The sequence below is a fragment of the Lachnoclostridium sp. An169 genome (assembly GCF_002160525.1).
GTDB lineage: Bacteria > Bacillota > Clostridia > Lachnospirales > Lachnospiraceae > Mediterraneibacter > Mediterraneibacter cottocaccae.
Window position 1 is genome coordinate 1 of record NZ_NFKT01000024.1, and the last position, 11777, is coordinate 11777.

Genomic DNA, 11777 nt, shown 5'->3' on the forward strand with positions numbered 1-11777 from the left:
CTTACCAACTCATGTAAAAAACTCCTTACCGCATGATGTAAAAAAGTTCTTACCGCGGCATGTAAAAAACTCCTTACCCTGTGGCTGTAAAATCACCTTACCACGCACACTTTTCCTGCTTCTCTGATCGTCATATCCATCCTCCATTCTTCAGGCAACTTTTGCCTGATTATTCTCATTCATTTCCGGGAATAATATCTTCGCCTTTTCCGGCAACAGGCGGCAGAACAGCTCTTTGTACCGTTCATATGCCTGGTTGTTGAGCGGTGCTTTCAAACAAGTAAGGCTCCAGACCAGCAATTCTTCTTCCTCTGTGTCATACTTTCCAGGTGTAAAGCCATTGCCGTTATAAACCGGCCTTGGCGGTTTGCTGATTTCCTGCAGCTCTCCTTTTGTTTTAGCTTTCTGAATCATTCCTGTCTTTTTCCGGACAAAGCCTAATATAATCTCATCCAGCATCCCTCGCTCCTGATAACGCCAGGCTCGCTGAAAGATTAACTGGAGTGTTTGTATCCGCTCTTCTTCAAGCACACTGTTTCCTTTCCATCCAATTTCCTCCCGTGCTTTCTCATATTCAGCTTCCAACATGATACTTTCCTCCATAAAAAAGACCGGCATGGTGTCTTCCTTTTCCATACCGGCGCTGTTTTCTGTTCCTATACTTTTCTTCTTCAATTTGCTATTTCCTCTGTCAATTTCCCGTGGACAATGTACCGATAGTCACGTCTAGAGCTGACACAGGTGGAAAGTGTCACCACCCGGTCTGTTTCCACGACTTCCACACCGGTATCATATCCCGCATAGGAGCGGATCTGCTTCAGAAAAGCCTGAAAGTCTGTCTCTTCCGGAAACGCATAGGTGTAAGCCTCGCTCCCCACATACCCGGCATAACAGGAGAAAATCTGATATTTCAGTACCTTCCCCGGCACATACAGGTAAAAATAAGAAGAAGCCTCCCACAGAGCCCGATCCTGATAATGGGAGAGGGTTCCAAACATACTGCCGTTTTTCATATTGTGACCGTATACAATGGTGTTTGGATCCGTGAAATCCGGCTGGTTATGCCAGTCCGCAAAGATACTGCCGCTGCTGTTGTACTCCCCGGTAAACAGATGATGCAGATAATAAGCATTATCGGTTCCCTGTACCACCGGATAACTGATGGAAAGGCCGGGAATATCAATCCAGGCGATCACGTCCGAGTTCACAGCCTGCAGTCCCTCAAAATCAATCTGCAAATATCCGTCCGGTTCCACATCGCTTTTGTCTGGTTCCGGCTTATCCTCCGGATCCTCCACAAATGAGGCAAGCTCTTCGTAGGTATCTTCGCCCTCCTGGTATTCTCCATAGATTCCTCTCAGTTTCCACGCAGAAAAAGCAAGGGCGCCGATGGCAAGCAGGATCCCTGCCAGAAACAGCAGCTTTTCTCCTTTTCTCATGCTTCCACTCCCTTCTGTTTCTGCAAAGGGGCTGACGTCGCAGCCCGCTTTGCGTAATAATAATCATCTATACCTTTGATTTTTCCATTCCAGTTACCATCTGCATCCTGGTCCCAGATCATACGGCTAACCGGCAGGGACAACTCCTGACAGATCCCATAGACTTTTCCACAGGCGTTCTGGATGATCCGGCGCTTTTCCACCTTGTATGGACAGTTTGCCGGCGTCCCCCTTTCATTGCAGACAGCACATTTATGATAATGCCTATCACAGTCTGTTTTCAGCTTCTTGTCCATGTCAAACGCCTCAAAGAGAAATTTCATCTTTCTTCGCTGAAATTCCTCCAACACCGGGCGCAGGCTCCGGTACATATTCACGCCTGCCAGACAGATAAACGTATGACCGGACAGGTAATGAGCAATCGAGCCTTTCAGCCCGCCCTCTGTCAGATAGACGTTTTCCACATCCAGATCTCCGATCACATGAACCGGGCTTCCGGAGGAAACACCGTGTGGATAGCCCGCACTGGAAAACCAGAGATATTTGTTGTTATCCCTGGGATGGTCCAGACGAATCTGACACGCCTGGATCTTTCCGTCCATGGACTCCACAGGAACCAGGAATCCGGAGTTCTTCGTTTTAAAATTCAGCGTCCAGCGTTCTTCCGTATCCCGGTAAAATCCCGGTACGCCTTCTAGCACGCAGCCGCTCTCCTGAAGTGTCTCTGCAATCTTATGCAGCCCGTACATCGGAACACTACGGTAGCGCCGCTCTTTTATCTGTTCGATTGTAAGGCCCCGGGATCTCAGGTTTTCTCTATGTACACTGTAAAGGGGAAGCCGGTCCAGTAATTCCGTATAGGTACGGTGCCGTTCATCCAGTGGCGCCAGCTTCGACTGCACAGGCTCTTCCTTTTCTTCCTGTACCTTTGCCTGGCGCACCTGCCGGTATTCCCCTTTATTCAAAGCCTCCCGGATTTCCTCATTTGCTTCCCGGTAGGTCAGGTTATGCAAGTCCGCATAAAGCTGCAGCATCCCGCCGGATTTGTCACAGCGGTTACAGCGAAAGACGTTTTTTGCCGGATTGATATTCAGCCGCCCTTTGGTGTCGCCACAGAACGGGCAGTCGTAGTAATTTCCACGGCGCTTATGCAGCCGCAGAAGGTTGGCAACATCCGTGATGTCATAATCAAACCCGGTCATATCATACATCCAGGTCCGACCTCCTTTCTTCCGCAGCCTAAAGAAGACTGCGGAAAGTTGTATTTAATGATTAACCGGCCTTTGGAAGTGCCTGGCTCAAAAGGACCCTGGCTGCCGCCGGGATCAGATTGTTATGCCCCCGGTAGCTGGAAGCGAAATAATCCAGGCTGGAAGGGCTTTCCACCGCCACTTCACCCATAGATTTCCCGCCGAATTTCCCTTTTCCGCCGATGACCACGGCTTTCGCCTGTTCATAGGTCATGCGCTTCACCAGCTCCTCCACAGGAAGGTTTCCATCCAGAGGAGTGTTCTTCACAGGTGCAGGCTGTCGCATCGGCTGTACAGACGCTCCCATCATATTTCCCTGCGCCTGTGCCTGATGATAGAATTGGTTCATCATGCTCTGGCTGGGGCTGGATTCTGCCGTACTTCCCGGATACACCATATTTCCTGCAGGCGTATTCCCTGCATAGTGATTCTGGCTATTGTAGCCAGGCTGTCCGGTAGAAACCGGCTCTCCTCCATATGGAGAGATCCCTGCTTCCGGATACTGCATTGGTACGGGAATCCCCGCATCCACCTGCGCCGGATCATTGCTTTCTCCTACGTCCGCAAACTGGACACCAAAGCCCGCATCGGAGAGTGCCCTTCCCACGGCGGCAGTCTCTGCCATCTCTAGGAACTTGTCTCCAAACTTCGGATCCTCTGAGCGGAATTTCATAGAAAAAGCATTGGCAATATAGTTCTCCGGTGCATCTTCATGGTTCAGATAGATCCTTGCCTCTGCCAGCGCCATATTTTCGTTAAACCGAACAATGGTACTGGCGATCCGCCCCAGAGGATAGGCCAGACGGAACCAGAGTTTCCGGTACTTCACATCAAGGTAAAGCTGGTCTTCCTGATCCTCCTGTTTGATTGTGCGGGCAAATTCCAGAGGCTCAAATCCCTCTACCCGGTTCAAAGCCGCCACTGCCTGATTTTTCTGATACAGTAATTCGTTCATAAATCTGCTCCTTTCGCAAACAGGGCAGGATATCCCTCTACATAAGGAATAGCCTGCCTTTCTTTATAAGTGGAAATTATTTTTTATACTGCAAGCCGAAGCTGTTCCGGCTCACGCTCCTGAAGATACTGATAATAGTAACGGGTGATCCGCTCTCCAAGTGCTGTATTGCGCCTGCCGGCATCATCCGTGTGGATTGCCTGGCAGACTGCGTTCCATTGCCCCACCAGATACACCTTTTTCTTTGCACGGGTAATGCCTGTGTACAGGATATTCCGCTTCAGCATCATATAAAAGGCTCTCACCCAGGGGATGATGACAATATCGCACTCGGATCCCTGGGACTTGTGTATGGTAATGGCATTGGCGTGTTCGATCATCTCCAGATCCTCCGTCTCGTAGGTCACGATACGTCCATCCGGAAATTCGATCACCGTTTTTGCGGTTCCTTCCTCATCCGTATAAAAATCCGTAATCCTTCCCAGGTCACCATTGCTGGCCATCAACGTATTCTTGTTCTGCAGTACCTTATCCCCTTCCCGATAGGTCTGCCCTCCTGCGGACAGTTCCTTTTTCCCAGGACTAGGGGGATTGATCAGATCCTCCAGACTCCGGTTCAGATCGTTAGCGCCATTTACCGTCTTTACCCGATAGGGTGTCAAAATCTGTACATGATCCAGCCCGTTCCTTGCGACCTCTTCCTGATAGAGCTGACGTACCATGGCTGCTGTCTCATCTGCCGAATTGCAGGAGACAAACTGAAAATCATCTCCAAAGCCAAAATCCGTCCGGTTTGCCAACATTTTACGGGCATTTAAGTGGATGTTGCTGGTCTTTCCCTGGCGGAATACCAGATCCAGCACCGTCACAGGGATCAGCCCGCAGCCGATCAATTGCCGGAACACATCACCAGCTCCCACAGAAGGGAGCTGATCTACGTCGCCTACCAGCAGGATACGGGAGGCAGGCTTTACCCTGCGGAAAAATTCATATCCCAAATGCATATCTACCATGGATACTTCATCCAGATTTAAGAAACCGGCCTCCAGATATTCTACTGCGTCTTCATAATCGGCAGAGTCACCCAGAAGTCCCAGAGCCATGTGCATCGTTGAGGCGTCTTCATGCCCGGTGCTTTCCGCCATCCGGCGTGCCGCACGCCCCGTAGGAGCCATGAGCTGCACTTGTGACCTGCAGACAATAGCATGGATATAAAGGATGACCTTTAACACAGTGGTCTTCCCAGTCCCAGGCCCACCGGTAATAATACTGATCTGGTTTTGGAACACCATACGCACTGCCTGTTTCTGCCTCTCTGACAGGGTAATCGCCAGGGCAGTCTGGGCCTGCGCCAATTCCTTTTCGATGTCATACGCCTCGCCCTGATCCAACAAACGCCGGGCGATCATGGAAGCGGTCTGGTTTTCTTCCTCATACTGCTTCTTCACATACACCCGCTCGCCGTCTACCACAATACTTTCCTGCATCACCAGCCGGTAGAGTACCCGCTGGATGTCTGTTTCTGTCACTGCCTGATGCGGAAGATCCTGGTTCAGCATGGTATATGCCCGCTGGATCAGCTCCGGGCGCTCCAGGTACAGATGCCCCTCCTCCTTCATAGCTGATTCCATGAGATGGGAGAGGCAGCCTGAAATCCGCATGGGGTCATTGAGCGCCTGGCAGTTCTGCCGTCCAATGGCATCCACTGTTAAAAAGCCAAACCCTTTCACAGCACAGAGCTGATAAGGCCTGTGACGGACAATCTCCACGGACTCATTGCGAAACCGCTGGAGGATCAGGTTCACCTTTTTAGGCGTTACCTTATAGGGTGCCAGGAATGTCATGAGTTCCCGGAACACCTTATTTTTCCCGTAGGACTCCACAATCCCCTTCAGCTTTTTCTGGGAAATTCCTTTCACCTTCAGAAGCTCCTGGGGATGTTCTTCCATGATTTCCAGCGTATTAAGGCCAAATTCTTTGTAAATGGCCTCTGCAACTTTTGGCCCCACACCCTTTACAGAACCGCAGGAGAGGTAGCCTAAGATCCCCTCCTTCGTGCGCGGCACGATCTCCATGAAATTTTCCACCTGATACTGCAGGCCGTGGCTGGACTTTTCCCACTGTCCTTCCATCTCAATCTCGATCTGGTCAGACTGGGGCAGGTCAAAGCCTATGGCGGTAAACCCGATCACTTTCTGGCCCTGTAAGTATTTGTCTCTGGCAGCAAGCGGTACAGAAGCATCCTTCGTCGTAAACACCGCAATGGTGTATCCATTCTCCTCATTCAGAAATATGGTTTTCCGGTATCTGCACCGCATATTCGATCTCCTTCCAATTTTTTATCTTCCGTAACTGAAACGGATCCCGGCCTCCTTCGAGCCAGTACACCTCCTTCCCGGTATCATGGGCATAACGGATTTCTCCTTCCATGCCGGAAGAAATCCTGCCGCCACAGATAATCAGCACATCACAGAAGTCTAAAAGCTGTTTTCCAATGGAAAGCGCCAGCTTCCGTTCCTCTGGTATGGTGTCATCCAGCATCAGCGGCAGATAGGCATGGGAGGCATACGTGCGGCAGTGGAATACCTCTCTGACCGTATCCAGATACGCCTTCGCAAGCCCCATGTTAAACATTCGTTCTTCCCGGGTTTTTGCAGACAACGGAGAGCAGATATACGCTCTTTTTCCTTTTAACATCACGCCGCCTCCTTCTTTAACCGGAAGATCCGGTTTTCTGTTTCTGTAGCATACTCTTTGAAAATATCCGGATGCTGCATTTTCAGCTTTTCAAGATTTTCTTTCCCGATCATCGTCCTGCGTGTCGGGTTAAAGGTAATCTTGTAACGGTTGGTTCCGTCTTCCAGAAAGGCCTTGCATCCCTGTCCCATCAGCTCCACAAAGGGAACACTGATCGCACGCTGTTCTGCGTCAATTTCCTTCTTGCGCTTCTCCAAACGAGATTTTTCATCTGATAAAGCAAGATACTTTTCCAGGCTTCTGGAATCCAGCGTTGTGATCGGGATTTCCGGGATCGACTTATCAGCATAGCCGCTGTAACGGCGGATGCTGGCAAGCACCAGATCCGGTTTCCCCACCAACGGCGGTTCCACCTTCTTCTCCACAAATTCACGCCAGAAATATCCTTCCTGCTCGATGATATCCTGCTCTTCCATGAGATCACGCTCCAGAGAACGGTATACAAAGTCGTTCTCGTTATTTCCCCACAGACACGCAATAAATGCATGACTGATGTTCACCACCGACATATAGTGCCGCACCTGATAGACATAGTGCTCCGGGATTTTCCCGTCATCCCACTTCTCTTTGGCGTTATAATTACAGGTTTTGCACTCCAGTATGGCAAAGCTGCCATCCGGCATACGCACAAAAAAATCAATATCGGCAAGCATAAACGGGTAAAGCGGATGCCGGAACATAATCCGCACGGGAAACACCTCCAGGCCGGTTTTCTTAGAGAAAATCTCCGCTACCAGATCCTCCAGTCTGTGTCCAAATTCCTTGGCAACCCAGTTGGCTTCAGGTTCCTCAATCACCGGGGTAACGCCGATCTTGTCATAGTAAAGATCACGGCTGGTAACAAAAGGCGAGATTCCCATGATAGCGGCCACATCACTGCCTCCGATACCCAAACGGCGGAATGCGAGCCATTGCTCTCTGGAGAGGGTACTGATATCCACGACCTGTTCCGGTTCATAATCCATTTGTAACGTCTGTTTCATAAGCTCCTCCTTAACACTTAACGGCGCCATATACATCAAATTCCTTCCAGTCCATGGCAAGGGCCCTGGTCAGGTTTTCCTCCATCCGCAAAAGCTGGCTGCCGGTAAATCCCTGGCAAGCGGCATAGAAGGGTGCCTCGTTCATGGCATAGTAAAGGTCATGGGCCGTGCAGGCCTGTTCCCCGTTCTGTGCCACATACATCTCCACCACTTCATTACGGATCGCCGCCTTGATTTTCAGCTTTTTCATCAGTAACCTTAAGCAGTTCACCGGGTTATGGATCTCAATTTCCAGAAGCGCTGCCAGACGCTCTGTGGCATCCTTGTATCTTGCATACACTTCTTTCAAATTGTTGCGGTAATCCAGGATCGTGCTGTGGTTCCTGTGCGCCAGAGTGATCGGGCTTCCCAGGCTGAGCGTACGGTTGTTCCCGTCTGTCAGCAGCATAGGATACAGATTGACACCGCTGGCTGCAACATCAGAAGTGGTCAGGCGCAGCGCCGGCGTAAGATTCTTCCTGCTTACTCCGTACCGGTCCAGTGCATCCCTGTAGGTATCCAGAAGCTCCTGGTTCCCGGAAAGCGTCCACATGGCACTCATGACGGAATGGTCATAGGTTCCGGAGCCTTCCAGATAAGCGCTTCCCTTGAAATTCGTGTGCAGATATTCACTGGTCATCTCAAAGATTGCTTTCATGTCCAGTACGCTGTAATCATGGGCGTCTCCCCCGTGGACTGCAGAGACTTTTCCATCCGCAATCTTGATAAGGCATTCCCCTTTCGCTGCTTTCAGGCAGCAATTCACAACCTTTGCATAGGTTGCCAGATCCAGCTTTCGCAGGCCGTCCCCGCCAATACCGGCACGTCCTAAGATTGTCTGGATCGCACAGTTCCGGACCGGATATGCCTCGCCTCGTACCTTCAGTACAAGCCGGGTGTGCTTTTCCGTATCCTTCAGGATCTCCTCCATCTCTTCATCTCCGTTCTCCAGGTTGCCCGCCTCTTTTTCAAGCGGCACCAGCCGGAGGGCACGGATGGGCTTGCGGATCCACTCTGAGGCTTTCCCTCTTCTTGAAAGAAAATCAAGCATCTCCTCCGCCGTGGCAAATGTCTTTTCAAAACCATCTGCGTAAACCATTGTTTCATTCATTGTTTCTTCCACCTTTCTTTAAAATATTTTTCCATAAACAGCCGAAGCTGATTGTGGCAGGCCACACACATACACAAAAATCCGGCAGAAACATTTTCTTCCGGATAAACGGCAATAAAAAAGGATGAGCAGAGAAACCTCTTGTTTTCTCCATTCATCCTTTTCCAATCTGGTTCTTCACCGATAAAACAAAAAAAGTGCCACACAGCCATTTCAGGCATACGGTGACACTTCACTACAAACATAAACAACTTATGCCGGGAAAAGCTCCTGCTTTTCCTCTTCATGTACGGGATTTCTCAAAATCCCAAAACATGATCCCCCGCCGGGGAACGCATAAAAAAGAACTATATCAGTATAGTAGCACAGGATATAGGTGCTGTCAATTTGTTTTATACTATATATGGAATGCAATAACGGTATAAATATCCTATTTTGTGGTTTTTGTTTCCTCCTCGCTGACAAACGTGATCTGTCTTGCCATAAATTCCTCACAGCTTGTCAGAGTTTTTCCATGCTTCTTCTGCTCCTCACTGGCATTTTGATTACATCGTTCTTCAAAGATACATCCCTCACAGTTGTTTGCCAGCGCCCTGCGGACCCATTTCAATTCTTCCTGCGTACCTATGATTTTCATTAAAAACACCTCATTAACATCATACCCTAAAACAGCGCTTCTATCACATTTTTTTGCAATCAGGTATATAGCAGTAAATTCCGGTTATATTCCGTAATATGAGCATTTATATAGTGAATAACTCTATTTTATTCCGTAATTTGCCGGAAGTAAATAGTTTAAAATCGAAGGAAGATGTAGGAAGAGAGGTGGATGACATGGAGAAAAAATTTATCGGTGACAGGATTACCGAACTGCGGATAAAAAAGAATGTATCCGAATATCAGATGAGCCTGGATCTCGGCAAAAACAAAAGTTACATCCAGTCCATTTCTTCCGGGCGCTCCCTGCCTACCATGGAGAACTTCCTGGAAATCTGCGAATATCTGGAAGTAACTCCCTGCCAGTTCTTCGATACAGCTCTTCACAATCTTCCTCTATACGAAAAAGCGGCTGACTTATTAAAGCAGCTCGACGATGAGGATATGATCGCTGTAATCAGTATACTACATCGGCTCGCTGCCAGACATAAATAATTTTCAGAGGCTGTCCACACGGGCAGCTTTTTTTCTATTTTTTTACACATTCTGCATTTTCTCCCCTATTTCCCTTACAAATGGCAAAATAGAGTACCTTGAAAATTTCACACCCTCCCGGAAGAGGGATACGGGTGCCTGCAGATAGTGCAGCACGATGCGTGCCTGCAGGCTTTAAGATTGCATAGCAACGCCGAAGACGCGGCTTGGGAAGGCGCAGGAACTGGCTTCCAGGGAGAATTAACTTTTTTGATTTGAATTATCATGAATACGAAATTTACAACCTGGCAGAAAAAACGTATAATAATGGCACGAGGATGTCTTAGTTATACGTTTTTCCTGCTGTTCTTTGAAAGGAGGATAAATGACAGCAGAAACCAACTACTCAAAAACATCTGCTTTATCATCCGGTGGATCTGATACTTACTCGGTAAGTGATATAGCCATCATTCTTGGAATAAGTAAAAAATCAGCTTATAAATTATGCGAACAGAATTTCTTTATTTCCAAACGGATAGGCAGAATTATACGGGTAAATAAAAAATCCTTTGAGGACTGGCTGAACGGCAGACCTGAATAAAGGAGAAAAACGTATGGCTACAATCATTAAGCGTAAAAAGAATTATTCTGTCGTTTATTATTACGATACGCCGCAAGGCGAAAAGAAACAGAAGTGGGAAACCTTTACAAGTTACAAAGACGCAAATAAAAGGAAAGTAGAAATAGAAAATCAGCAGGAGAATGGAACATTTATTGCTCCTACTTCACAAACAGTAGAAGATTTTCTATATGATTTCGTAACTTTGTACGGTGAAAAGAAATGGGGACTTACTACCTACGACAGTAATTTAGGATTAATCAGCAACTACATCAATCCGATTATAGGATCGACACCAATTCAGAAGGTAAACCGTAAATTTGTTGATTCTTACTACAAAACACTGACAAAAACAAAACCTGTGATTGTCAGGAACCGTAAGCCCAAAAGCGAATTTCTTCCACCGGCAACGATTGAAAAAATCTTCAAACTTCTTTCTACTGCATTTAAACAGGCTGTCAAATGGGAGCTTGTCGGGAAAAATCCTTTTCAGCTTTCCGATGCACTTCCCCGAACCAAATACAAAAAACGTGATATATGGACGGCAGAAAGCATCAGTAAAGCGCTTAACAGCTGTAAAGATGGTAAATTGTATGTAGCAATAAATCTTGCTTTTGCCTGCTCTATGAGAGAAGGAGAGATCCTTGGACTTACCTGGGACCTTGTAAATATCTCCAATGAGGCAATCGCAGAAGATAATGCGTACATTGATATTAAAAAAGAGCTGCTCAGAGTTTCTAAACGGGCTCTGGAAACCCTGGATCAGAAAGATGTCTATTATATCTTTCCGCCATTGATGCCGAATACATCAACCAGGGTTGTTCTGAAAAAGCCAAAAAACGATACCAGTATCCGGCGTGTGTGGATACCGAAAACACTGGCTTACATTCTTCGTGATTGGAAAAAGGCACAGGATGAGCTTAAAGAATTTCTCGGTGACGAATATCAGGACTTCAATCTTGTTGTCGCTCTTGCGAATGGTCGCCCATGTGAAGGAAGGGTATTGCTGAAGGCTTTTGAAGAACTTCGTGAGGAAGCCGGATTGCCTAACGTAGTGTTCCATTCACTCAGACATTCCAGTACAACTTACAAACTCAAGCTGAACCATGGCGATATTAAAGCTACTCAGGGAGATACTGGACATGCTCAGGCAGATATGGTTACTGAGGTTTATTCTCATATACTTGATGAGGATAGAAAAATTAATGCTCAAAAATTTGATGCAGCGTTCTACGCTAATCCCGATCTGAGCAAATACAATCCGCCTCTTCCAAACGAGAAGCCTGAAAAAGCAGAAATAGACATCAACAGCTTAATCGAGCAGCTGAAAAAATCGCCTGAGCTGGCTAATACACTGGCACAGCTTTTGGCCCAATAACTTATTAGCACAGAATTTGCTAATTTTCTTATTAGCAAACACATTGATTTTATTAGCAGAAGGTGGTAAAGCAGTTCAAGTCCAATTAGCAGGAATTTATATTTATGCATTTTAT

General features: G+C 47.6%; 13 protein-coding genes. 3 read left to right on the top strand and 10 right to left on the bottom strand.

Translation table 11 applies throughout. The features are described from left to right. Nucleotides 1-150: 150 nt before the first annotated feature. The 10 genes from B5F07_RS15215 to B5F07_RS15260 form a co-directional block, all read right to left on the bottom strand. On the bottom strand, nt 151-675 hold the full coding sequence (locus B5F07_RS15215; protein WP_087162144.1) for a hypothetical protein: 525 nt from the start codon (nt 673-675) through the stop codon (nt 151-153). Next, a complete protein-coding gene (gene srtB / locus B5F07_RS15220) occupies nt 672-1439 on the bottom strand; it encodes a class B sortase (RefSeq protein WP_087162145.1) in 768 nt (255 codons plus the stop codon). The genes B5F07_RS15215 and srtB overlap by 4 nt, the downstream gene beginning before the upstream one ends. Then, a complete protein-coding gene (locus B5F07_RS15225; RefSeq protein ID WP_204248855.1) occupies nt 1436-2650 on the bottom strand; it encodes a CHC2 zinc finger domain-containing protein in 1215 nt (404 codons plus the stop codon). Before B5F07_RS15225 ends, srtB begins: the two co-directional genes overlap by 4 nt. A gap of 61 nt (nt 2651-2711) precedes the next feature. Next, nucleotides 2712-3644 (bottom strand): hypothetical protein, encoded by a 933-nt coding sequence (locus tag B5F07_RS15230; RefSeq protein WP_087162146.1) that lies wholly within the window; start codon nt 3642-3644, stop codon nt 2712-2714. Between the two features lie 83 nt (nt 3645-3727). Further along, a complete protein-coding gene (gene recD2 / locus B5F07_RS15235; protein WP_087162147.1) occupies nt 3728-5962 on the bottom strand; it encodes an SF1B family DNA helicase RecD2 in 2235 nt (744 codons plus the stop codon). Then, nucleotides 5925-6341 carry a DUF7768 domain-containing protein gene (locus B5F07_RS15240; protein WP_087162148.1) on the bottom strand — a complete coding sequence of 139 codons (417 nt, stop codon included), beginning with the start codon at nt 6339-6341 and terminating at the stop codon, nt 5925-5927. The genes recD2 and B5F07_RS15240 overlap by 38 nt, the downstream gene beginning before the upstream one ends. Then, complete coding sequence (locus B5F07_RS15245) at nt 6341-7384, bottom strand: YqaJ viral recombinase family nuclease (RefSeq protein ID WP_087162149.1); 1044 nt, start codon at nt 7382-7384, stop codon at nt 6341-6343. The genes B5F07_RS15240 and B5F07_RS15245 overlap by 1 nt, the downstream gene beginning before the upstream one ends. A 10-nt stretch (nt 7385-7394) precedes the next feature. Beyond that, the gene (locus tag B5F07_RS15250; protein ID WP_087162150.1) at nt 7395-8534 is read right to left on the bottom strand and encodes a transposase; all 1140 of its coding nucleotides are present in this window, start codon (nt 8532-8534) and stop codon (nt 7395-7397) included. Beyond that, nucleotides 8531-8779 carry a hypothetical protein gene (locus B5F07_RS15255; RefSeq protein WP_087162151.1) on the bottom strand — a complete coding sequence of 83 codons (249 nt, stop codon included), beginning with the start codon at nt 8777-8779 and terminating at the stop codon, nt 8531-8533. Before B5F07_RS15255 ends, B5F07_RS15250 begins: the two co-directional genes overlap by 4 nt. 185 nt (nt 8780-8964) lie before the next feature. Next, nucleotides 8965-9171: a hypothetical protein gene (locus B5F07_RS15260; protein WP_087162152.1), complete on the bottom strand. Its 207-nt coding sequence runs from the start codon at nt 9169-9171 to the stop codon at nt 8965-8967. Nucleotides 9172-9368: 197 nt separating this feature from the next. On the opposite strand from B5F07_RS15260, the gene B5F07_RS15265 reads away from it, so the two are divergent. The 3 genes from B5F07_RS15265 (at nt 9369) to B5F07_RS15275 (ending at nt 11662) form a co-directional block, all read left to right on the top strand. Then, a complete protein-coding gene (locus B5F07_RS15265) occupies nt 9369-9686 on the top strand; it encodes a helix-turn-helix domain-containing protein (RefSeq protein ID WP_015573094.1) in 318 nt (105 codons plus the stop codon). 364 nt (nt 9687-10050) lie between these two features. Beyond that, nucleotides 10051-10266, top strand: coding sequence for a helix-turn-helix domain-containing protein (locus B5F07_RS15270; protein ID WP_087162153.1), 216 nt, complete (start codon nt 10051-10053; stop codon nt 10264-10266). Between the two features lie 13 nt (nt 10267-10279). Then, a complete protein-coding gene (locus tag B5F07_RS15275; RefSeq protein WP_087162154.1) occupies nt 10280-11662 on the top strand; it encodes a site-specific integrase in 1383 nt (460 codons plus the stop codon). The last annotated feature ends 115 nt before the right edge of the window (nt 11663-11777 follow it).

What these genes read in the sequence shown, in the direction of transcription:
- srtB (WP_087162145.1), bottom strand. Translation starts at nt 1,439, where the DNA reads ATGAGAAAAGGAGAAAAGCTGCTGTTTCTGGCAGGGATCCTGCTTGCC.
- B5F07_RS15225 (WP_204248855.1), bottom strand. Translation starts at nt 2,650, where the DNA reads ATGTATGATATGACCGGGTTTGATTATGACATCACGGATGTTGCCAAC.
- B5F07_RS15230 (WP_087162146.1), bottom strand. Translation starts at nt 3,644, where the DNA reads ATGAACGAATTACTGTATCAGAAAAATCAGGCAGTGGCGGCTTTGAAC.
- recD2 (WP_087162147.1), bottom strand. Translation starts at nt 5,962, where the DNA reads ATGCGGTGCAGATACCGGAAAACCATATTTCTGAATGAGGAGAATGGA.
- B5F07_RS15240 (WP_087162148.1), bottom strand. Translation starts at nt 6,341, where the DNA reads ATGTTAAAAGGAAAAAGAGCGTATATCTGCTCTCCGTTGTCTGCAAAA.
- B5F07_RS15245 (WP_087162149.1), bottom strand. Translation starts at nt 7,384, where the DNA reads ATGAAACAGACGTTACAAATGGATTATGAACCGGAACAGGTCGTGGAT.
- B5F07_RS15250 (WP_087162150.1), bottom strand. Translation starts at nt 8,534, where the DNA reads ATGAATGAAACAATGGTTTACGCAGATGGTTTTGAAAAGACATTTGCC.
- B5F07_RS15255 (WP_087162151.1), bottom strand. Translation starts at nt 8,779, where the DNA reads ATGTTTGTAGTGAAGTGTCACCGTATGCCTGAAATGGCTGTGTGGCAC.
- B5F07_RS15260 (WP_087162152.1), bottom strand. Translation starts at nt 9,171, where the DNA reads ATGAAAATCATAGGTACGCAGGAAGAATTGAAATGGGTCCGCAGGGCG.
- B5F07_RS15265 (WP_015573094.1), top strand. Translation starts at nt 9,369, where the DNA reads ATGGAGAAAAAATTTATCGGTGACAGGATTACCGAACTGCGGATAAAA.
- B5F07_RS15270 (WP_087162153.1), top strand. Translation starts at nt 10,051, where the DNA reads ATGACAGCAGAAACCAACTACTCAAAAACATCTGCTTTATCATCCGGT.
- B5F07_RS15275 (WP_087162154.1), top strand. Translation starts at nt 10,280, where the DNA reads ATGGCTACAATCATTAAGCGTAAAAAGAATTATTCTGTCGTTTATTAT.